The organism is Pseudoalteromonas sp. SG43-1 (assembly GCF_014164415.1).
Taxonomy (GTDB): Bacteria; Pseudomonadota; Gammaproteobacteria; order Enterobacterales; family Alteromonadaceae; genus Pseudoalteromonas; species Pseudoalteromonas distincta.
In genome coordinates this window covers 84,565-106,538 of sequence record NZ_JACJFD010000013.1, presented here as the reverse complement: position 1 = coordinate 106,538, position 21,974 = coordinate 84,565, and the positions used below count along the sequence as shown (strand labels likewise).

21 protein-coding genes and 1 tRNA gene are annotated in these 21,974 nt (G+C 39.6%); 15 read left to right on the top strand and 7 right to left on the bottom strand.

Annotated features, from left to right (window positions below; translation table 11 throughout):
- The first annotated feature begins 322 nt into the window (after positions 1–322).
- From H5159_RS10985 to alr, 5 genes are all read left to right on the top strand, one after another.
- Positions 323–871 (top strand): RNA polymerase sigma factor, encoded by a 549-nt coding sequence (locus H5159_RS10985; RefSeq protein ID WP_002963053.1) that lies wholly within the window; start codon positions 323–325, stop codon positions 869–871.
- Positions 858–1,340, top strand: a complete 483-nt coding sequence (locus H5159_RS10980; protein WP_024596807.1) for a hypothetical protein — start codon at positions 858–860, stop codon at positions 1,338–1,340. The genes H5159_RS10985 and H5159_RS10980 overlap by 14 nt, the downstream gene beginning before the upstream one ends.
- 9 nt (positions 1,341–1,349) lie before the next feature.
- Positions 1,350–2,288 (top strand): DUF4097 family beta strand repeat-containing protein, encoded by a 939-nt coding sequence (locus tag H5159_RS10975; protein WP_182780286.1) that lies wholly within the window; start codon positions 1,350–1,352, stop codon positions 2,286–2,288.
- Positions 2,289–2,400: 112 nt separating this feature from the next.
- Positions 2,401–3,780, top strand: a complete 1,380-nt coding sequence (gene dnaB, locus H5159_RS10970; RefSeq protein ID WP_002963050.1) for a replicative DNA helicase — start codon at positions 2,401–2,403, stop codon at positions 3,778–3,780.
- Positions 3,780–4,859, top strand: a complete 1,080-nt coding sequence (alr, locus tag H5159_RS10965; RefSeq protein WP_024596806.1) for an alanine racemase — start codon at positions 3,780–3,782, stop codon at positions 4,857–4,859. Before dnaB ends, alr begins: the two co-directional genes overlap by 1 nt.
- Before the next feature lie 31 nt (positions 4,860–4,890).
- Here the strand turns inward: alr and H5159_RS10960 are convergent, their stop codons facing one another.
- Positions 4,891–5,130 (bottom strand): DUF2960 domain-containing protein, encoded by a 240-nt coding sequence (locus tag H5159_RS10960; protein ID WP_002963045.1) that lies wholly within the window; start codon positions 5,128–5,130, stop codon positions 4,891–4,893.
- A 100-nt stretch (positions 5,131–5,230) separates the two neighbouring features.
- On the opposite strand from H5159_RS10960, the gene H5159_RS10955 reads away from it, so the two are divergent.
- The 3 genes from H5159_RS10955 to H5159_RS10945 all read left to right on the top strand — a co-directional run bounded on the left by H5159_RS10955 (position 5,231) and on the right by H5159_RS10945 (position 7,111).
- The gene (locus H5159_RS10955) at positions 5,231–5,482 is read left to right on the top strand and encodes a hypothetical protein (RefSeq protein ID WP_182780285.1); all 252 of its coding nucleotides are present in this window, start codon (positions 5,231–5,233) and stop codon (positions 5,480–5,482) included.
- A gap of 201 nt (positions 5,483–5,683) precedes the next feature.
- Positions 5,684–6,301 (top strand): nicotinamide riboside transporter PnuC, encoded by a 618-nt coding sequence (pnuC, locus tag H5159_RS10950; RefSeq protein ID WP_002963042.1) that lies wholly within the window; start codon positions 5,684–5,686, stop codon positions 6,299–6,301.
- Positions 6,302–6,304: 3 nt separating this feature from the next.
- Positions 6,305–7,111, top strand: coding sequence for a phosphotransferase (locus tag H5159_RS10945; RefSeq protein ID WP_182696134.1), 807 nt, complete (start codon positions 6,305–6,307; stop codon positions 7,109–7,111).
- Positions 7,112–7,114: 3 nt separating this feature from the next.
- Here H5159_RS10945 and H5159_RS10940 read toward each other — a convergent pair whose 3' ends face one another.
- Complete coding sequence (locus H5159_RS10940; protein ID WP_039490259.1) at positions 7,115–7,297, bottom strand: hypothetical protein; 183 nt, start codon at positions 7,295–7,297, stop codon at positions 7,115–7,117.
- Between the two features lie 246 nt (positions 7,298–7,543).
- On the opposite strand from H5159_RS10940, the gene H5159_RS10935 reads away from it, so the two are divergent.
- The 3 genes from H5159_RS10935 to H5159_RS10925 all read left to right on the top strand — a co-directional run bounded on the left by H5159_RS10935 (position 7,544) and on the right by H5159_RS10925 (position 9,073).
- Positions 7,544–7,618: transfer RNA gene (locus tag H5159_RS10935), tRNA-Arg, on the top strand.
- A gap of 211 nt (positions 7,619–7,829) precedes the next feature.
- The gene (locus H5159_RS10930) at positions 7,830–8,381 is read left to right on the top strand and encodes a DinB family protein (RefSeq protein ID WP_182715601.1); all 552 of its coding nucleotides are present in this window, start codon (positions 7,830–7,832) and stop codon (positions 8,379–8,381) included.
- On the top strand, positions 8,369–9,073 hold the full coding sequence (locus H5159_RS10925; protein WP_002963038.1) for an NRDE family protein: 705 nt from the start codon (positions 8,369–8,371) through the stop codon (positions 9,071–9,073). The genes H5159_RS10930 and H5159_RS10925 overlap by 13 nt, the downstream gene beginning before the upstream one ends.
- A 106-nt stretch (positions 9,074–9,179) precedes the next feature.
- On the opposite strand, the gene H5159_RS10920 is transcribed toward H5159_RS10925, so the two are convergent.
- On the bottom strand, positions 9,180–10,943 hold the full coding sequence (locus H5159_RS10920; protein WP_182780284.1) for a lysophospholipid acyltransferase family protein: 1,764 nt from the start codon (positions 10,941–10,943) through the stop codon (positions 9,180–9,182).
- Positions 10,944–11,279: 336 nt separating this feature from the next.
- On the opposite strand from H5159_RS10920, the gene H5159_RS10915 reads away from it, so the two are divergent.
- Positions 11,280–12,494, top strand: a complete 1,215-nt coding sequence (locus H5159_RS10915; RefSeq protein WP_182721155.1) for an HD-GYP domain-containing protein — start codon at positions 11,280–11,282, stop codon at positions 12,492–12,494.
- On the opposite strand, the gene H5159_RS21065 is transcribed toward H5159_RS10915, so the two are convergent.
- Positions 12,454–12,777, bottom strand: coding sequence for a hypothetical protein (locus tag H5159_RS21065; RefSeq protein ID WP_154903641.1), 324 nt, complete (start codon positions 12,775–12,777; stop codon positions 12,454–12,456). The genes H5159_RS10915 and H5159_RS21065 overlap by 41 nt on opposite strands.
- A gap of 283 nt (positions 12,778–13,060) precedes the next feature.
- On the opposite strand from H5159_RS21065, the gene H5159_RS10910 reads away from it, so the two are divergent.
- On the top strand, positions 13,061–14,329 hold the full coding sequence (locus H5159_RS10910; protein ID WP_154903642.1) for an outer membrane protein transport protein: 1,269 nt from the start codon (positions 13,061–13,063) through the stop codon (positions 14,327–14,329).
- A gap of 113 nt (positions 14,330–14,442) precedes the next feature.
- Here the strand turns inward: H5159_RS10910 and H5159_RS10905 are convergent, their stop codons facing one another.
- The 3 genes from H5159_RS10905 to pepA all read right to left on the bottom strand — a co-directional run bounded on the left by H5159_RS10905 (position 14,443) and on the right by pepA (position 19,459).
- Positions 14,443–17,298 carry a valine--tRNA ligase gene (locus H5159_RS10905; RefSeq protein WP_182720498.1) on the bottom strand — a complete coding sequence of 952 codons (2,856 nt, stop codon included), beginning with the start codon at positions 17,296–17,298 and terminating at the stop codon, positions 14,443–14,445.
- 53 nt (positions 17,299–17,351) lie between these two features.
- Positions 17,352–17,798 (bottom strand): DNA polymerase III subunit chi, encoded by a 447-nt coding sequence (locus H5159_RS10900; RefSeq protein ID WP_182780283.1) that lies wholly within the window; start codon positions 17,796–17,798, stop codon positions 17,352–17,354.
- 149 nt (positions 17,799–17,947) lie between these two features.
- A complete protein-coding gene (gene pepA / locus H5159_RS10895) occupies positions 17,948–19,459 on the bottom strand; it encodes a leucyl aminopeptidase (RefSeq protein ID WP_024595639.1) in 1,512 nt (503 codons plus the stop codon).
- Positions 19,460–19,768: 309 nt separating this feature from the next.
- Here pepA and lptF point away from each other — a divergent pair, with 309 nt between their 5' ends.
- Positions 19,769–20,881 carry an LPS export ABC transporter permease LptF gene (gene lptF, locus H5159_RS10890; protein ID WP_182780282.1) on the top strand — a complete coding sequence of 371 codons (1,113 nt, stop codon included), beginning with the start codon at positions 19,769–19,771 and terminating at the stop codon, positions 20,879–20,881.
- Positions 20,878–21,945, top strand: coding sequence for an LPS export ABC transporter permease LptG (gene lptG, locus H5159_RS10885; RefSeq protein ID WP_024603537.1), 1,068 nt, complete (start codon positions 20,878–20,880; stop codon positions 21,943–21,945). Before lptF ends, lptG begins: the two co-directional genes overlap by 4 nt.
- The last annotated feature ends 29 nt before the right edge of the window (positions 21,946–21,974 follow it).

Genomic DNA, 21,974 nt, shown 5'->3' with positions numbered 1-21,974 from the left:
ATCATTTTGCGGGGCTAAACGTGTCGCTACCTGTGTTAAAAAATTCTCATTTACGACTGCATGGATGCAGAAGGTAGAGCAATGCAGGAGCAATTGCCGAGAACAACTAAATAGCGAATTTTTTGTCTAGCTATCAACACGTTTTTCCATCCTCAAAATAGATCACTTAATTAAGCGAATTGGTATATAGCCTCGTATAAGCCCCTTTTTTATTCAATTATTTTTTCATTCCTTTTAAACCTTTTCGAACTGTCATTACGTCTAACTTATCAATACACTTAAATAGCAACTCAACAATAATAATTAAAAGGCGGCATCACGGATGTTACACGTTAAACCCGAACCAACGCCTTTGTGCGAAGCTGCACTCATTGAGCGAGTTAAATCGGGTGATCAAGGCGCATACACAACGCTTTATGAGTTACATATAAAACGAGTATACGGTTTATGTTTACGCTTATTAGCAGACCAAGCACACGCCGAAGACGCCGCCCAAGAGGTATTTGTACAGGTATGGCATAAAATAGCATTGTTTGATGGGCGTTCGCAGTTTTCTACTTGGCTATATAGTGTTGCCAGTAATGTAGCGATAAGTTACCTGCGCAAGCAAAAAAACTGGTTACAAAAAGTAGTAAGTATTGAACACAGCGGTATGGATGAGCAATCAGCTAACGACTGCAAAGGCTTAAATGGCCTCGATAAGTTAATAGTAAGGCTTCCTGAGCGCGCACGTATGGTATTTGTATTATTTGCTATTGAAGGTTACAGGCACGAGGAAATCGCGGAGCAATTAGGTATGGCTGTTGGTTCAAGTAAGTCACAATATCATCGTGCTAGGCAGTTATTACAAGAGTGGTATGAAAATGAGTAAACCAAACTTTAACGACTACTTAAATAAGTCATTAAACACGCTTGATAAAGAAATTACGCCACAAAAAGATTTATGGGCGGGGATTGAGCGAGCAATTGTTAATAATAAGCAGAACCCAAACAGCACTATTATTTGGCCAAAACTAACGGCAATAGCAGCGTGTACTGTGGCTGCTTTAATTGCTGTTAATATATTTGTTATAGCACCTGAACCACAGCCCGTAGTGGCTATAAGTGATTACTTTTCGGCTCAAAAAAATAGTTTGTTAGTTGAATACGAAAATAAAGAAGCATTAACCACTAACTGGCAAACGCAACTACAAGAACTTGAAGAAGCTGAGCAAGCAATAAAGCAAGCTCTTGAAAACGAACCACAAAACCAAGCGCTACTGACAATGTTAGCGCAAATATATCAACAACAACTTGATTTAATTAACAAGGTGCACGCGCCACGTTGGCAGCACATTTAGGAGTACGATATGAAAGCGATTTTATTAGGACTGAGCTTATTTCCACTGGCGGCATTTGCGGGTGAAAAAATAGATAAGCAAATAGACGTACCAAGTGGCGGCACTATTTTTATTGAAAACCAACGCGGTGATATACATATTACAGGCTGGGATAAAAACGAATTTAAAGTATCTGGCGAGCTTGATGATAAAGCACAGGGTTATGAGCTTAAAACAAGTGGTGATAAAACACAGTTTATTGTAAAAATGCCCCGTAAATCAAATTGGGGTAATAGTGGTGACGGCTCAAACCTAACTATATTTATGCCTAAAAGCAGTAGTTTAGCGTTTGCTGGCGTTAATGTATCGGTGACTGCAAAGGAGCTTAAAAATGGCGCAGAAGTTGATGTGGTTAACGGCGAAATTACGGTAGATGATATTACTGGCAACATTAAGCTCACCACTGTAAATGGTGATGTAAACGCTGAGAACTTAAACGGGAATATTCAGTTTGAAACCGTAAATGGTGAAATTAACGATAGGCAATCAAGTGGTGAGCTGCGTTTTAGCGCTGTTAATGGTGATATTAAATCAACTTCAAGCGCTAATGATGTACGCCTTGAAAACGTAAATGGCGATATAGAATTTACGCTATCGACTATTAAAAACCTACGTATTAATACGGTCAATGGCGAAGCAGAAGTACAGATTAACGAGCTTTTAAAAGGCGGTGATGTACGTTTTGAATCAGTAAGTGGTGATGCCGACTTTTATTTCCCACAAAGTGTATCAGCAAAGTTTGAAATTAAAGCCCATGCTAATGGTAAAATCATTAACAAAGTCAGTAGTGACAAAGTCAGTAAAGCTAAATATGGCCCAGCCAGTGATTTAGAGTTTAGTATTAATGGCGGTAATGCAAATGTCGAAATGGATACCATTAGTGGACGAATAGAGCTTCGTACCAAATAACACTCATTCCCCATCACGATTACAAAAAGCAGGAAAGATTTCCTGCTTTTCTATTTGCACAGCCCCTGCAAGTCGATAGAATAGAGCCATTCAATTTTACTACTGTGAAGTTATGGCCAAACCAGATAAGCAAGTCGATACTCTTAAAGTTCCTCCCCATTCAATAGAAGCTGAACAATCTGTTTTAGGTGGCTTAATGCTTGATAACCAAGCTTTTGACCGCGTAGCTGAGCTTGTTGTATCACAGGATTTTTATACCCGCACGCACAAGTTAATTTTTGAGGCGATGACGGCACTTGCTGAGATTGGCGATCCGATAGATTTAATCACTATTTCTGAAAGTTTAGAAAAAAATAATAAACTTGCAGGTATTGGGGGTTTTGCTTACTTAGCCGAAATTGCTAAAAATACGCCAAGTGCAGCCAACATTGATGCCTACGCAAACATTGTACGTGAGCGTGCTGTTGTACGTGAAATGATTGGCGTGGCAAATGAAATAGCCGAAGCGGGTTTTAATACCGAAGGGCGTACTAGTCACGACCTACTCGATTTTGCCGAAAGCAAAGTATTTAAAATTGCCGAGCAACGTACAAAAAGTACGGAAGGCCCGCAAAGTATTCATAACATACTCGAAAAAACCGTTGATAAAATAGAAGAGCTTTATCAATCGCCACAAGATGGTGTAACGGGTGTAAGTACAGGTTATGCCGATCTTGATAAAATGACGACGGGCCTGCAACCGTCTGACTTAATTATTGTTGCAGCGCGTCCTTCAATGGGTAAAACCACCTTTGCGATGAATCTTGCAGAACATGCCGCAATGACTCAAGACAAACCCGTGCTAATTTACTCGCTAGAGATGCCTTCAGAACAAATTATGATGAGGATGTTAGCGTCTCTTGGCCGTATTAACCAAACTAAGGTACGTACAGGTCAGTTAGATGATGACGATTGGGCGCGACTTTCATCAACAATGGGCTTGTTGATGGAAAAAGGCAAAATGTATGTTGATGATGCCTCGGGCTTAACACCTACCGATGTTCGCTCTCGTGCACGTCGTATTGCGCGTGACCACGGCGGCATTAGTATGATCATGGTCGATTACTTGCAGCTAATGCGCGTACCTAGCCTTGCTGATAACCGAACGCTTGAAATTGCTGAAATTTCGCGTTCACTTAAATCACTAGCAAAAGAGCTAAAATGTCCGGTTGTTGCGCTTTCGCAGCTAAACCGTACGCTAGAGCAACGTGCCGATAAACGCCCAATTAACTCAGATTTACGTGAGTCAGGGTCGATAGAGCAGGATGCCGATTTAATCATGTTTATTTACCGTGACGAAGTTTACAACGAAGACAGTACTGATAAAGGTATTGCTGAGATTATCATAGGTAAACAACGTAACGGCCCAATTGGTAAAGTGCGTTTAACATTCCAAGGTCAATTTTCTCGCTTTGATAATTACGCGGGACCAGCGGTAGATGACGATTACTAATGCGCTTAGCGACTGCTGAAATTAACTTAACGGCACTTGCGCATAATTTAGCGCAAGTTAAGGGCTTTGCACCTAACAGCAAAGTGATGGCGGTGCTAAAAGCAAATGCTTACGGGCATGGATTAGTAACGATTGCGCAGCATTTAAATAATGCTGACGCATTTGCTGTGGCACGTATAGATGAAGGGCTTGCCCTTCGAGCTGGGGGCTTAACAAAACCAATTGTTTTACTAGAAGGCTTTTTTAACAAAGCCGACTTACCGATTCTGCTCGCCAACAATTTTCAAACTATTATTCACGATGAGTACCAATTAGCGGCGCTTGAAAAAGCAAAGCTAGATGCACCAATAACATGCTGGTTAAAAGTAAATACAGGTATGCATCGATTAGGTATTGCGCCAGAGCAGTTTGAAGCCTTTTATAGCCGCTTGCAAAAAACACCTAACGCTAAAAATACCGTTAATTTAATGACCCACTTTTCGTGTGCTGATGACGTTGATAATGCTAAAACGGTTCAGCAAATTACGTTGTTTGATAATTTAGTGAATGGTATTGACCAAGCGCATTGTTTATCAAATTCGGCTGGTATTATTGCCTGGCCGAGCGGTCATGGCGATTGGGTGCGTCCTGGGCTTATGTTATATGGTGTATCGCCAATGGCAAATAGTATTGGGCAGCAACACAAATTAAAACCAGTTATGCGCTTAACTACGCGCGTAATTGCAGTGCGAGATGTGCCTGCTAATGAGGCTGTTGGGTATGGTGGTCGTTGGAAAAGCGATAAACCAACCAAGTTAGCTGTTGTAGCTATGGGTTATGGCGATGGTTATCCTCGGCATGCTAAAGAGGGGACACCGGTAATAATTGGTGAGCAGCGTTATGGTATTGTAGGTAGCGTAGCTATGGACATGATCAGCGTTGATATAGGCGCTAATGAGCATAATATTAAAGTTGGCGACAGAGTCACTATGTGGGGCCCTGAGCTACCAGTTGAAGAAATAGCACTGTGCGCTGATACTATTCCTTACGAGCTATTATGTAATATTACACCACGCGTAAGTTATGAGTATCAGCCATAGTTAGTTTTTAGCGTATACCAATTGGGTATAATTACTCTTTTATAAAGTAAATGTCGCTAAAGCCCATACGGGCAAATTCTTGGTCGCGAAAGTTACGAACAGAAGCAGACCCTTTTGAGGTCATTTCTATTTGGCGTACCATATTTAAGTAATTTGTTAAATCAATACCCTCGGCAGCAGCAATAGCTTGATACATGTCGTGGTATTTATCTTTTGCGAAGTTAATTTCGCGCGGTTGGTTTTTAAATGTATACGTTATTCTGCGTGCCATAATAAGCTCAGTTAAATTGAGTGTTAGTATAATTTTACACTGTATTGAACTGGCATTGAATGATTTGTTTAAATCAAATAATTAAAAAGTAGAGTTTAAAATGAAATTATCAGTAGAGATCAGTAAATATCCACTTCACCAAGATTACATTCCGTTTATTAAAGGCTTTATTGACCGCTTAAACGAATACGAAAATTTAAAAGTGATTACTAATACGCTATCAACGCAAATTTTTGGTGATTATGATTTAGTAATGCAGGTGTTAAATACCGAAATTAAGCGCTCATATGAAGAATTTGGTAAAGCTATTTTTGTATGTAAGTTTCTCTCTGGCGACTTATCGTCTGAATAATCTATAATACCAATCTGCATAAATCTTTGATCAATTTAACGAATTAAATTGCACTATAACGTCGTTAAAAATTTTTTATTTAGAACAACTAGATACAAAAATTTTTGCCTAGTTTTAGCGTGATTTTCTTAACGTTAAATAGACCCCGTATATAAGCAGATTGGTATAACAAATGGCGCAACTAAACGGTGATTGCATAATATGGACTTTTTAACACAAACCTTAAGCGGTTTTACAGCAATGTCGCATTGGGAATACATTGCGGTAGGATTGTCGATGGCGTACTTATTATTGGCAATAAAGGAAAGCTTATGGTGTTGGCCGGCGGCATTTTTTAGCACGCTCATTTATACAATTATGTACTGGAATGGCGCATTGCTCATGGAGTCGTTACTTAATTTTTATTATATGTATATGGCTGTGTTTGGATGGGTTGTATGGAGAAAAGGCAAAGCTGAAAATTTAAATATTACATCGTGGTCGATAAACCGTCATGCTGTTTTAATTAGTTTAACAACCGTAGCTGCAATTACAATTGGTTACGTTATGCAAAACTATACGCATGCCGATTTTGCTTATCTTGATAGTTTCACAACGTGTTTTGCCGTAGTAACTACTTACTTAGTTGCTAAAAAAGTCCTCGAAAACTGGCTGTACTGGATTGTAATAGATGCAGCTTCCATGTATTTATATTATGAAAAAGGCTATTACCCAACGCTTGCGCTCTTTATATTTTATACCATTATGGCCGCGTGGGGCTTTAAAACTTGGTACGAAGAGTACGAACAAAGCCAAGCTAAGCCGCTAGCTCAGCTTTAATTAATGATTGAGCATAATCAGCTAGTAAAAATGTGTAGGGCGTTTATAGAGCCTACTAGCGTTACTTCAAGCGAGCGACTACTAAATGGTTTTAGTAACGATAATTTTTTAATACGTACCAAACAACAAGGGTATTTATTAAAGTGTTATAAAAGCCATTGGCCAGCCATAGGACTTGAAGCACAGCGTTTTTTAAGTGAGCTTAATATATGTCCTGCGCCTGTTTGGCTCGATAAAAAGAATAGCCGTGCGGTATTTAATTATATTGAAGGTAATACAGCGCAATCGGATATAACGCTTAGCTTTATTAATAAACTTGCCCAAGTACATAATTACAAAGCGTCTACCGCGCCAATGGATATAGCTAAAGAGCTGCATTTTTATCAAAGCACCGGCGTATATACGCAATATAAACCTCAAATAGAGCAGGCACTCAAAGTAGTTGCAGCCATGCAATTTGATGAAGGCTTTTGTCATAATGACTTGGTAAAAGATAACATTATTGTAAATGCTTCGGGCATGTATTTAATTGATTTTGAGTACGCGCAAACTAACGATGTATATTTTGATTTGGCAGCCCTTGCAGTGAGCTTTAATCTTAATGAGAGCAGTGACAGTACATTGTTAAACAACTATAAAAATAGCGTTGATAAAACAAGCACGTTTTACCCATCAATAGATAAGCTAAATTACTATAAACTGTTTTTTTTGGTGTTATGTATTGCTTGGTATGAGGAGCGCAACATAACTAGTAAATCTATAATGTTACGTGCGCAGCTAAATAAACTTGTTACTAATACTTTTTTATAAAAGTTACAAACCACCAAAGCGTTCAGCGAGCTCTTTGTACTTTGTTACTTCGGCCGCATCAAATTGTGGTTCGCCATTCTCGTCTTCAGATTTAGCAATTAATAAACTTTCTCTAGAGAGGCGTTTTACACGCTCTACTTTTACACCTAAAAATTCAGCGACTTGCTCAGTAGACATTAAACTCATCATTATTTCCTCGTATTAAACTAATCCTCACAGCGACAATCATAATTTTAATGTTACTAAACCGTTACTGTTTCTTATCTAATAAGAATAAATAGCGTGTTTTTAAGCCTTTGTGAAGTGTTTTATTTAAAAGAGTTTAATTAATAAGCATATAAGCTGATCTTACTGGTATTTATTTAAAGATCTCTTTATCATTGCGGGTGCTAAAGCACTGATATCGCGAGTTGGTGTGGCGGCAACAAATGTGCTCTCGTGGTGAAATGGATATCACGTGGCCCTCCGGAGGCTGAGTTGTAGGTTCGATCCCTACCGAGAGCGCCATTTGCTTTTATATGTATTAATTATCCTCTCTATATTACCTAGCTTCTTATTAATTACTCTTGTATTTAAAAATGCATTTACTGCAAAAACTTTGAAAGTTAATTTTAAAAACAGCTTTCTAGTTATTTATACAATGCAAAATTAGCATCCAAAAATCATGTTGTAATTATTTGCATATAAGTTTTAGTGATAAATGAGGAAGACCGATTTAATGTTAAATAGTCAATTAGAGATACTAGCTCAAGGACACGCTTATCTTGAAGGTGTAACTAAAGAGGACTATTCCCAAGTCATCACTCCTAACTTTATTAGCTCGGCTGGAGCTCATATGCGACATATTATCGATCATTATCAATCTTTAATGACCGGCTTTAGCACGCAAAAAGTAGATTATGATTGCCGCTTAAGAGGAGGAGATATTGAAAACTCTCCAACTGCTGCAATAAAAAAAATTGCCGAAATAACAACGTGGATTGAACAGCTAAGTCCAGATGATTTTAATAAACCGTTATCACTTTCAAGCGAAGTTTCAATTAAAAGCAAAAATGTACAAACAGTAACCACATCACTTGCGCGAGAGCTTATTTTTGTAGGCAGTCACGCTGTGCACCATTACGCGATGATTTCACAAATTTCTTTTGCTCAAAAGTCGCAGCTCGATCAAAGCTTTGGTTTAGCACCAAGTACAGCTACTTTTTTAAGAGAAAATAGCCAGCCAGCCAGCACAACCAAAATCGATGCAAAATTAAAATGTGCACGTTAAGCTACTTTTTAACTGATGATGGCTACGAGCTATTTTTTAATCGCGATGAGCAAAAAACACGAGAAACGGCAATCGCTCCAAGTAAGCACCAGGGCAATGCAATTTTCCCCATTGATCCGCAAGGAGGAGGTACTTGGCTTGGGGTATCGCATTTTGGGCAAACACTCGCATTATTAAACGATTACCAAAGTGTATTTGATATAACTGCGGTAAAGCATAGTAGAGGTTTGTTAATCCCTCATTTACTGAGCAATAAAGCCCCTGCATTGTACCAATTACAAAACATGGATTTATCGGGCTACGCGCCTTTTAAGTTATGTATTTTTCCGGATGGACTATCGATAAATAACAATAACGTGGTTTTTGTTAGGTGGGATGCAAAGCAGTTGATCCACTGCCAAGTTGAACCACTTGCTACGTCATCAGGTGTTGAGCTTGAAACGGTGACACAAAAACGTAAACAACAATTTAAGCAACTTATTGATTTAAGACATCCTGAAAGTGAGCAGTTTTTAGCGTTTCATTACAGTAAAGCCGAACAAGGGCAATATGGCGTAAATATGCTAAGGGAAGATGCAATGACGGTCAGTATTAGCCATATTAAAGTTGGTAACACTATACGTTTTAATTATTTTGATAAGCAGTCTCAGCTCATTAGTAGCATTGGTTGTTTAAAAGTGGCTGCTGCTTAACTAAATATTTTTATAGCTGTTACATAACTAAAAAAGTCGACGCAATTAATAGCGTCGACTTTTTTTGCTCAATTTTTACCTGCTATATTAATACAGCAGGTAAAAATTATGAGTGATTTATATAATCATCCTTTTTATCACCAAGGTAGAGCTTAAGTAGCTTTTCAGGCGCACTTGGTAGGTGCACACTTAAAAGTAATCCTGGCGTTTGATTAAAGTTGCTATCAATGCCCATGCAATGAAATTGAGCGCCTAGCTTATGGTATTGCTTTAATAAAATCGGTATGTCTTTTTTATCTTCTTCTATTCCCATAACCAATGCTGATACATGGCTTATATTTAACGTGTGGTCATTAATAAAGTATTCAAACTCTGGGTGGAGCTTATTATTAAAAGGCGTATTGGCGCTAACACCTTGTTTATTATTAACCATTGCATGGTCAATAATTGCAACAGAACGAGGGTCATAAAGTTTACTTAATGAAACCGTGCCATATAAAGTCCTATAGCGTGGATTTTGCACCATAAACGCACCAATCCCTTTAAATAGCAGTAATAAACCATGGTAACTGCCCTGATGTTTTTGAACTATAAACGATCGACCCATTTCTAAGCACGGCTGTTGCTGATTAATAAAAGAAGGTTCAAAGTTAAACATTTGCGATAAATAAAGAGCGCTCACGTCGCTATTTTTTTGTAATAAATCGGTTTGTCCAATTCTATAAGCACCAATAATTTCTTCATTTTTATGATCAAAAATAAACAAATGCATGTAAGTCGCATCAAACTTATCTGTGTCGCATGGCTCGCCACTTCCTTCGTTTAATGTGCGAAAAGTTATTTCTCTGAGGCGTGTTATTTCAGTAACGCAATTAGGTATTTGCTCTTGGTAGCCGTAATAAACTGAGTAACCTTTAAAGTCGACTAAGTGCTGCTCGCTTGGCAAGTTAGCAAGCTCATTTTTCATTTTTGTTTTATCAACTTCCTGCATAATGGCTTTGAGCTGTGTTGATTGGTTATCCTCTTGCCAAGGCGTTACAAAGCGCTCATCGTTTAAGTAACATTGCAAGCGCGCAAGTGCGTTTATGTCGTCAGTTTTTTCAAACTTATTTAATAATTTGGGTGTAAGTAAATTACCAGCGCTTAAGCTAATAGAGCTTTTTTGAATTTTAAGTAATTCGCGTATTAGCATTAATAATCTAAATCGGTAGTAAACACGCCCCAAGTTATAAAAGGTTGAGCTATTCTGACCGCTAATAAATACAGGCAATAAAGGAGCTTGTGTTTTTAAAGCTAGTTGAGCGGCTAAGCGATTCCATTGCCCGTCAGTTACACGCTGTTTTTCTGATTGAAAAAATGACACTCTTCCCGCAGGAAAAACCACAAGTAAGCCATCATTTTTAACATGACTAAAACACTGTTTTATTGCGCTGGTATTAATGGCTGCTTTTGGTTTTAGTGGGTTAGCAAAAATAAAATAGTCTTTAATTTCTTTAAATATTTTTAAACCCACGTTAGCCATTACTTTTGTATCGCTACGATAATGGGTGAGTAAATTTGCAATTATTACGCCCTCAATCATGCCATAAGGATGATTACATACCACTATGCAAGGGCCATGCTTTGGTATTTTGTCAATAACACCTTGTGCACCAAGCACATTTATACCTAATACATTTAACAGCTTTTCACTAAACTCTTGTTTATCTAAACCCGATAAATTATTAGAGAGGTATATATCACGCAGCTTATTGATGCCCAATAGGCTATCGAGCAGCGGAGCGGCTATTTTTAGTATATGACTCAAAGGAGAAACGGTGTTTATTGCCGCTACACTTAAGTTTGATACGGGGTGGTTTAATTTTGTCATATACGTTGATGCTCTTAAATTTTTATAGCTGTTGTGTATATTTAGACCGAGGAAAAACCACATTATGTTCAAATTAGGTTAATTAAGTTTGTTTAAAAGCGTAAAAATAATACTCAAATAGTCTTTTAAGTGCTAAATGGTTGTAGGTTATTAAGAAAATAGAAGAGGGTTTTAATTATCCATAAAATAAGGTTACCCACTACAGCTAATAAGAGTGATACAGCAAGTAATCCTTTGTAGTTATATATCACTACTTATAACTCAAAAACTAGACTTTTAAGCTTAATTAATGCTATTTAAGGTACATCTACTTTAAATGTAAAAAATCTCACCTTTATGCTAATTACTTTGCCCGTGTCTGAGCTCACCCCTGGTATGTACGTTGATAGCGTTACTAAGCAACACGAGGGGATCAATAGCATAAAAATTAAGACCAGTGGCTTGGTGCGCGACAAATCTATTATTAAGCGTTTAGTGTCTGAAGGGGTGCTCGAGCTGCTTATAGATTTTACTAAAGGTGATGCGCCAGTTCCTGCCAAATATAAGCCCCAAAGCGCACCTAAAACATCTAATAGCCAAAAAAAAGTAGAAAAAACATCTATAGCTATTTCTATCGAACAGGAGTTTGCTAAAGCTACTGTAAATTACGATCAGCATGGCCGAAAGTTACAATCATTATATGGCGATTTAACATCTGGCCTGAGTGTTAATATAAAAGTGCTTGATGAAATTGCCAGCGAGATAGTCAGCTCAGTTTTTCGTAATGCTAACGCTATGACTATTCTTACTCGTATAAAAGACAAACATAGCTATAACTGGCGGCATATGATCAACTGCGCCATTTTTACTGCTGTATTTGCTAAATACTTAGGGTATGGAAAAGCTGTTGTACAAGAGCTTGCAATGGGGGCGTTACTTCATGACTTGGGCCAAGCTAAATTACCGCAGGGTATATTTTCCAAGCCAACTAAACTAAGTAATAACGAGCTAGCAGCAATTAAAAAGCATGTTGCCCAAGGTTTAGGTTTAGTTAAAGGTGAGAAGGGTATAACTCCCCTTATGCTCGATATGATAGTAAATCATCATGAGCGTTTAGATGGCTCTGGTTATCCGCGAGGCCTGCAGGCTGAAAAGTTAAGTCGCCCGGCGCGTATAATGGCAATTGTAGATGTGTACGATGCTATGACAGCCGATAGAATGCACCAAGAGGGTGATGAGCCTATTAATGCATTACGCTACTTATTAGCCAATAAGCACTTGTTTGATGGTGAGTTAGTTCAGCGCTTTATAAAGTGCTTGGGGGTCCATCCGGTAGGAACTATTGTAAAATTAACGAATGAACGTTTAGCCTTAGTGCTTGAAGGGAACGTATTAAATCCTATTAAACCTAAAATTAAGCTATTTTATAATGCTAAGCATAATCATCATGTTACACCTAAAGACATAGATTTAAGTGAGCACACCCAAGAGCTTAAAATACTAGCGAGTGTTAAGCCTCTTGATTATCAGATTAATTTGTCTCGCCTGCTAAAAGAGCATTTGTTGAACTAGTTTTACTGCATTGCCTTTTTTTAGTTTGTTTTGCAGAAATAAACGCACCCAAAAAACAACTCCCCATCAGTGTTAACCATAGCAAAGTACCTAACTCTACATGCAATGCAAAACAACAAAGCGCTAAAGAAATCAACGCATTTAACATTGCCCCTAACCAATAATGGTTTACGGGGTTATCGCATTGTCCTGCTTGAGTGCATGCGCAGTAGTTTGCTTTGTAAAAGCAAAATACACTCGCCCCACAAAATATTAGCCCTGTAATAATAAATAAAATGATCACAGTTTTACTTCCTTTGCGATTTTATAGTGAGTGTAATTTGCTATATATTTCAAGTCAATCTAAATGATAATTAATTACAATTAGAGCTTTAGCTCTAATAACACATTTCTCATCCGATGAGTTTTAAATAGTTGTTAAAATGTCGTTAAATAACATGTTTTTTGCTGTTTTTTGACGCATTCATAGAGTTTTTTACAAAAAATTAAGGTAGTGTAGCAAAGTTTCAAATCCTAATAACAACACACATAGTACCCAGACAGTCAGTTTGGTTAAGGACTCAACAATGAAATTTTCTAAAACTCTTATTGCAGCTTCGCTTGCATTTGTTTCAGCTGATAGCTTTGCAGCTGCGTTTCAATTATCAGAGCAAAATGCATCGGGTTTAGGCCGTGCATACGCTGGTGAAGCTTCTATCGCAGACGATGCGTCTGTAGTTGCACGTAACCCAGCACTAATGACTTTATTTAAAGATAAACAACTAAGTGTTGCTGCTATTGGTGTAATTCCAGATGTAAGTATTGAAGGCGAAAGTACTAATAACGGTATTGACCCAAGTGCATTAGATGACGACAGCATTGCACCAAGTGCTGTAGTACCTGCTGTTTACTTTACTATGCCTTACAACGATAAAGTATCGATTGGTTTTGGCGCATTTTCTAACTTTGGTTTATCTACAGAGTTTAACGACGAATACGTTGCTGGCCAAATTGCTGGCGAAACAGAAATCTTTACTGTTAACCTTAATGCAAGCGTTGCTTATAAAGTAACTGAGCAATTCAGCTTTGGTATTGGTTTAAACGCTATTTATGCTGATGCAACTGTTATTCGTAAAGTGGGTGCTAATGCAAGCGGTATTGATTTTGGTGCTGATGCTGTAAACCTTCAAGGTGATGATACTGGTTTTGGTTTAAACGTTGGTTTAATGTACCAGCTAGATGATAACAGCCGTTTTGGTTTTAACTATCGTAGCGAAACAGACATCACATTTGATGGTGACTTCTCAAACGATCTACCAGCAGCTATTGGTGGTACAGGCGGCGCTAAGCTACCAGGAGCTGTTGATCTAACACTACCAGCTATTGCTGAGTTTTCTGGCTCACATCAGTTAGATGATAAGTTAGGCCTACATTACAGTGTATTATGGACAGGTTGGAGCAGCTTTGAATCACTAGAAGCACAAGTAACGTTACCAACTGGTGATAAGTTTGTTGCGTTTGAAAAGCAAGAGCAGTTTGATGACTCTTTCAGATACTCTGTAGGTGCTGATTACCAATACAACGAAGATTTACTACTTCGTGCCGGTGTTGCATTTGATGAGTCTCCAGTATCACAAACGCACCTATCAATCTCTATTCCTGATACCGATCGCTTTTGGTTCTCGTTTGGCGGTAACTACACAATTGATCAAAACTCTAACGTTGACCTTGGTGTAAGTATCATCCGTGGTAAAACACAAACGTTCACAGAAGCTGATGACTCGGGCAGCCAGTGGGGCTTCGAATCTAAAGGCCACGCGGTATTACTTGGCGCTCAGTATAACTACAAGTTTTAATGTAGAAGTGTCTCGTGGTTAATCACAGGGCACAAAAAAGCCGCTCACTTTAATTAAAGTGAGCGGCTTTTTTAATGCCTATTAAATAGTGTTAATAGGCATTTTATGAAAGCTTATAAGCTTTCTATTTTAGTTTTTTGCTCAAGTAGCTTAGTTTTAGCATCGCTAAACTCAGCCAGTTTTGCATTTTCTTTTGCAAGTACGGCTTCAGGTGCGTTATTAACAAACTTTTCGTTAGCGAGTTTGTTTTGCACTTGTGCTAGGCCTTTTTCTGCTTTTTCGAGTTGCTTATTAATACGTGAAAGCTCGGCTTCTACATCAATTAAGCCCGCCATTGGGATCATGATCTCAAGGTTGCCAACATAAGACGTTGCACATGCAGGTGCGTCGTCTTTGTTTTCAAGCATTGTAAACTCTTCAATTTTTGCAAGTGATGCTAAAAATGATTTGTTTTCTTCAATGCGGCGCACGTCGTCGCTTGATGCATTAGCAAGTAATACGCTAAGCGGTTTACTTGGGCTAATATCCATTTCACCACGAATATTACGAATAGCTAAAATGAATTGTTTAACCCACTCTAAGTCGTCCATCGCTTTAGCATCAACGCTTGCTTCATTATATACAGGGAACGGCTGAACCATAATGCTGGTGTTTGTTGTTTCAAGGCCTGCAAGAGGTGCAACACGTTGCCAAATAGTTTCAGTGATGTACGGCATCATTGGGTGCATTAAACGCAGTAAGCTTTCAAGTACGGTAATAAGTGTATTACGTGTACCACGTTGCTGTGCTTCATTACCTTTAAACAATACCGGCTTAGTTAGCTCTAAGTACCAATCACAGAACTGGTTCCAAGTGAATTCGTAAAGCGTGTTAGCAGCTAAGTCAAAACGATAGTTATCAAGGTGTTCAGTGTATGTTTTAACTGTTGACTCAAATTGACCTAAAATCCAGCGGTCAGCTAATGAAAGCTCTTTTTGTGCATCGTTTGCAAAACCACAGTCTTGCTCTTCTGTATTCATTAATACGTAACGGCTCGCGTTCCATAATTTATTACAGAAGTTACGGTAACCTTCAAGGCGGTTCATGTCCCAGTTAATATCACGACCGGTAGATGCCATTGCAGCAAGTGTAAAGCGAAGGGCGTCGGTGCCGTGTGCCTCAATACCGCCTGCAAATACTTTACGCGTATCTTTTTCGATTTTAGCGGCAAGTTTTGGCTGCATCATGTTACCAGTACGTTTTTGTACTAGGTCTTCAAGTTCAATGCCGTCAATCATGTCTAGTGGGTCAAGTACGTTACCTTTTGACTTAGACATTTTATCGCCATTGTCATCACGTATTAAGCCCGTTACATACACGGTTTTAAACGGAACTTGTGGTTTGCCATTTTCGTCTTTTATAAAGTGCAGCGTCATCATAATCATACGCGCAACCCAGAAGAAAATAATATCAAAACCAGTTACCAGCACATCAGACGGGTGGAAGGTTTTTAAATCATCGGTATTTTCTGGCCAACCTTGTGTAGAGAACGTCCAAAGTGCTGACGAGAACCACGTATCAAGTACGTCTTCGTCTTGGCTTAGTGTTACGTTATCTGCAATGTTGTTTTCACGGCGAACTTCGGCTTCGTCGCGACCAACAAATACATTGCCTTCACTGTCGTACCAAGCTGGGATACGGTGACCCCACCAAAGCTGGCGTGAAATACACCAATCTTGTACGTCGTTCATCCACGAGAAGTACATGTTTTCGTATTGCTTAGGTACAAATTGAATGTCGCCGTTTTTAACAGCGTCTTTTGCAGGTTCAGCAAGTGGGGCAACACGTACATACCATTGGTCGGTAAGTAGTGGCTCAATTACCACACCAGAGCGATCGCCGTAAGGAACCGTTAAACCATGGTCTTCAATTTTTTCAAGTAGGCCTAGTTCTTCAAATTCAGCCACAATTGCTTTACGAGCAGCAAAGCGATCAAGGCCGTGCAAGCGCTCTGGAATTGGCGCATCAAACTCAAGCTCTTTGCCGTCAAAGGTGTATGTCTCACCTTGGGTAAGAATAGCGGCGTCTTTATCGAAAATGTTGATCATCGGCATTTGATGACGCTTGCCCACTTCGTTATCGTTAAAGTCGTGCGCTGGGGTTATTTTTACACAGCCCGTGCCTTTATCTTTATCGGCGTGTTCGTCAGCAACAATTTTAATACGACGATTAACGATGGGTAATAAAATCTCTTTACCGATTAAATCTGTGTAGCGCTCATCATCAGGATTTACTGCAACACCTGAGTCACCCAACATGGTTTCAGGACGTGTTGTTGCTACTACTATGTAGTCTTTTCCGTCTTGTGTTGTAACGCCATCAGCTAATGGGTAACGTAAGTTCCACATGTGGCCTTGCTTGTCTTTGTTTTCAACTTCAAGATCAGAAATAGCCGTGTGTAATTTTGGATCCCAGTTTACTAGGCGCTTGCCTCGGTAAATTAGGTTTTCTTTATGGAGGCGTACAAACACTTCTTTAACAGCTTCAGATAAACCATCATCCATGGTAAAGCGTTCACGATCCCAATCAACCGATGCGCCAAGGCGACGAAGCTGCTTAGTGATAGTACCGCCAGATTCTTTTTTCCATTCCCAGATTTTATTAATAAAATCTTCGCGGCCTAAATCGTGGCGTGTTTTGCCTTCTTCGGCATGCAGTTTACGCTCAACCAACATTTGCGTTGCAATACCTGCGTGGTCAGTACCTACTTGCCATAATGTGTTGTTACCTTGCATACGTTTAAAACGCGTTAGGGTATCCATTATTGTATCTTGGAAGGCGTGGCCCATGTGTAAGCTACCAGTGACATTTGGCGGCGGGATCATAATTGAATATGGTACGCCTTGGCCAGATGGCTTAAAGTAGCCTTTTTGTTCCCAGTCTTGATATAGAGACTGTTCAATATCTTGCGGATTGTAGGTTTTATCCATTACACAGAACCTTAAATAAGTACTTAAATTAGTTGGTTAGTTTGCCTGATTGGCTAGCTATTAATATCTTGCGTGGTGAGATTGGCACCGAGTTGGCGTAGCTTTTTAAAACGCTCGCGGGCTGCTTGCTTAGCAGCTGGTTCTACGGGTACAAAATCAAAAACTTGGTTAAACCGACGAATGTAATCCGGTAACTGAGTAGCCAAGTTAATTAAAACTTTACGATTGCCAACAGGTGGCGTAATACCAATTTCTACAGGTGCGCCGCCTTTAGGGCCTTCACCTTGTAAATTATGTGGCACAAAACTATCTGGATCGAATGTCCAAATTATTTCATCAATGGCACAGGCTGCTTCGTTATCGTTAACACAAATAAACACACGCTGCCCATTTCGATACTGATCGGCTGCAATTTGAGCTGCCAATGCAAAATGATCGTCAGCCTTCGCTTTAGACTCATCTTGTTGCTTTAGAACGAAAAATTTAGCGTTCATGTTCATTGTATCGGGGTTTCCCATGACATTGAATGTATACCAAATTGATATACACAAATTAAGAGGCAGATTTTGCCATATAACGGGGTTTGCTTCAATTAATACACAAATAAATAAGGCGCCAAATGGCGCCTTATAAATAGCTAAATAGATTATTAATCGTGCGTAGCTTCGCTTACACCCGCTCGATTTAATAAATACTGAGTAAGCATAGGAACAGGACGGCCCGTTGCGCCTTTTTTAGCGCCACTGCGCCACGCTGTACCGGCAACATCTAAATGTGCCCAATTATACTTTTTAGTAAATTTAGATAAGAAACATGCCGCAGTAATAGTACCCGCAGAGCGTCCACCTAAGTTCGTAAAGTCAGCAAATGGGCTTTCTAGTTGATCTTGATAGTCATCCCATAACGGTAACTGCCATGCACGGTCGCCACTTTGCTCAGACGCTTTTAATAAATCGTGCGCAAGTGGGTTATGGTTTGATAGTAAACCAGTAGCATGCGCGCCAAGGGCTACAATACACGCGCCAGTTAGCGTTGCTACGTCAATAACCGTATCTGGATTAAAGCGTTCAACATATGTTAGTGCGTCACATAATACTAAGCGGCCTTCAGCGTCGGTGTTTAATACTTCAACTGTTTGCCCTGACATTGTTGTTAAAATATCACCTGGACGATACGCATTTGAGCCAGGCATGTTTTCACAACCCGCTAAAACACCAATAACGTTAATCGGCAATTGCATTTGTGCAAGTGCACGCATTGCGCCAATAACGCCTGCTGCTCCGCCCATGTCGTATTTCATTTCGTCCATGCCTTCGCCTGGTTTTAATGAAATACCGCCTGAATCAAACGTTAGACCTTTACCAACAAGTACAATAGGGGCTTGGTCATCAGCGGCGCCTTTGTAGTTAATAATCGACATAATCGATTCGTTATCACTACCTCGGCCAACAGCTAGGTAAGAATTCATACCAAGTTCTGCCATTTGCTTTTCGTCAATAAGATCAACAGTGATGTTGTCAAAATCAGTTGCCAGCTCTTGTGCTTGTTCACCTAAGTACACAGGATTACAAATATTTGGTGGCATATTAGCTACGTCTTTACATAGCTTACTACCTGCTGCAATGGCTAAACCATGCTCAATAGCGCTTTCGCCAATAGTTAGTTCGCGTCGTGTTGGTACGTTAAACACCATTTTACGCAGTGGACGGCGAGGGTCTACTTTTTTACTTTTCAGTTGGTTGAACGTATATAAGCAGTCTTGCGTTGTCTCAACTGCCTGACGTACTTTCCAGTAGGTGTCGCGACCTTTAACGTGTTGCTCTGTTAAAAAGCAGACTGCTTCCATAGAGCCCGTTTCGTTTAAGGTATTAATAGTTTTAGAAATGATTTGTTTATATTGCTTATCATCAAGCTCACGCTCTTTACCACAACCAACAAGCAATATGCGCTCGCTTAATACATTAGGTACATGATGCAATAATAAAACTTGGCCTGGCTTACCTTCTAAATCGCCACGGCGAAGTAAATTAGAGATATAACCATCACTAATTTTATCGAGTTGTTCACCAATGGGGGATAACCTACGTGGCTCGTAAACGCCAACCACAATACATGCGCTGCGCTGTTTTTCTGGGCTACCACTTTTTACGTTAAATTCCATTGTTACTCCTGGTTTTGAGTCGTTTAAGTTACTAAGTTGGGGCTAAAAAAGTATTTTCTAGTCTTATCTACGTAACTTATGTAAGGATAATTCTTATTTTAGCTGATTTTGTTAGACTCTTACTGTGTAATTGAACTTTATATGCTTAAGGGCTACTAATGCAACATTATATCGTGCACTTAGGTAGGATAATTAATTTTGATGGCTTATAATAATAGCCTATTTGCCGGTATTAATTGGGTAAAATAGCTATTTAACTATTCAATTCTCACTATCGTAGTGAAATTCCATGTTTAACAGGGGCGAGCATTGCTAATTTTCCGTTATTTGACCGCTGAGGTTTTAAAATCGCAGGTCGCCGTATTTTTAACTTTGATGACAATATTTTTGTCACAAAAGTTAGTTGGTATTTTAGGTGATGCCTCTGAGGGCAGCATTCCTGCTAAATTAGTGCTATCGATGATTGCACTAAAACTTCCACAACTAGCCTCGCTAATACTTCCGCTGAGTATATTTTTAGGCATTATTTTAGCCTACAGCCGTATTTACGCCGATAGCGAAATGACCGTACTTAAAGCCTGTGGCGTAAGTGAATGGTATGTTGTGCGCGTAACACTTATATCAAGTGTAGGGCTTGCTATATTAGCCGCAGCACTGACTATGTATATAGCGCCGTGGGCAAGCGAGCAAGAGTATCAATTAAAAGAGCAAGCCAAAGCCGATGCGGGGTTATCTGCACTCAGAGCTGGGCGGTTCCAAGAAACCGGTAACGAAAAAGCCGTGGTGTTTATTCATAATATTGAAAAGGGTGGCAAAGAGCTCAATAAGGTATTTGTTGCACAGTTACCCGATAGCGAAAAAGGCAACCTAGCGCGCTTAGTATATGCAGAGCAAGGTGTTGTGGTTGAAGCCCTAAATGGTGAGCAACAGCTCGTGCTAACAGACGGTAAACGTTACGAAACAGATGGCACAACGCCTGCACTTAACTTAACAGAATTTGATGGTTACAGCGTACAAATACGAGAACAAGAAATAGAGCATCAACGCCGTAAATTAGAGGCTGTGCCTACTAATCAATTACTCGCCATTAATACTCCTGAATCTATTGCTCAATGGCAGTGGCGACTCGCTATTCCATTATCAATTCCGTTACTTACCTTACTGGCAGTACCGCTAAGTGTGGTTAATCCTCGCCAAGGTAAATTTGCAAAACTAGTGCCTGCTATAAGCTTGTACTTAGGCTATTTTATTTTACTAAATGCCGCTAAATTTGCAGTTGAAGATGGCAAAATTCCGCCTTCAATTGGCTTGTGGTGGATTCATCTAAGTGCCTTATTTATAGGTGGGTTATTAATTATAAAAGGGCGACCGTTGGGCGCTTGGCTTAAAGCCGTTGTAACTAAGCGGGAGTTAGGCTCATGATGAAAACGCTTGATTGGTATTTAGGGCGCAGTATTTTACAAACTACCGGCTTTGCATTGTTGGTACTTGTTGGTATTAGCACCTTAATTAAGTTTATCGACCAGCTAAAGTCGGTAGGGCGTGGCAGTTACGATTTAATGACCGCAATGCTTTACACGCTTTACACAATACCTGGCGATTTAGTGGTGTTTTTTCCGATGGCTGCGCTAATTGGTGGCTTAACGGGTTTGGGGGCACTTGCCTCAAACAGTGAGCTGGTAGTGATGCAAGCGGCTGGTATGTCGCGCTTACAAATAATTGGCTCTGTGATGAAAACGGCCATATTTATGGCTGTATGCATGATGGCACTTGGCGAATGGGGTGCACCTGAAGCGCAATTACACGCCAAAGAAATGCGTAACCAAGCAATACATGGCGGCGATGTATTTAACACACAAAAAGGTGTATGGGCTAAAGACGGCAGCAATTTTATTAATATTGAAGATGTTGACGAAAACGGCAGGCTCAATGGGGTACACATGTACCACTTTGACAAATCGTTAGAGCTTACCCAAATCACTAAAGCAAAAGATGCACTGAGCCGAAAAGAAGGCTGGCTACTTCGTGATGTAAATAAGGTTATTATTACGAGCGAAAAAACCACAACAGAGCAACTACCAGAAGAGTTTTACCCTTCACAATTGACCGCTGAAAAATTAGGGGTTGTTTCGGTAAAACCAGAGTCACTTTCATTTACTGGGCTTTGGTCGTATTTAACTTACTTAGAGCAAAACGAACAAGACACCAGTACCTACGAGCTTGCTCTGTGGCGTAAGCTTATGCAGCCTGTATCTGTAGCGGTAATGCTGCTGGTGGCGCTCTCGTTTATATTTGGCCCACTGCGTACCGTTACTATGGGCGCACGTATTATTATGGGTGTTGTAACGGGGATTGTGTTTCACTTAACTAATGAAATATTTGGCCCTGTAGTTATGGTTTACCAAATACCTGCCATTATAGGGGCGGTATTACCCAGTATTATATTTATAGGTTTTGCGACATATTTGATGAATAAACGGGTATAGAGTACCTATTCAAAGCATTAAAAAGGGTG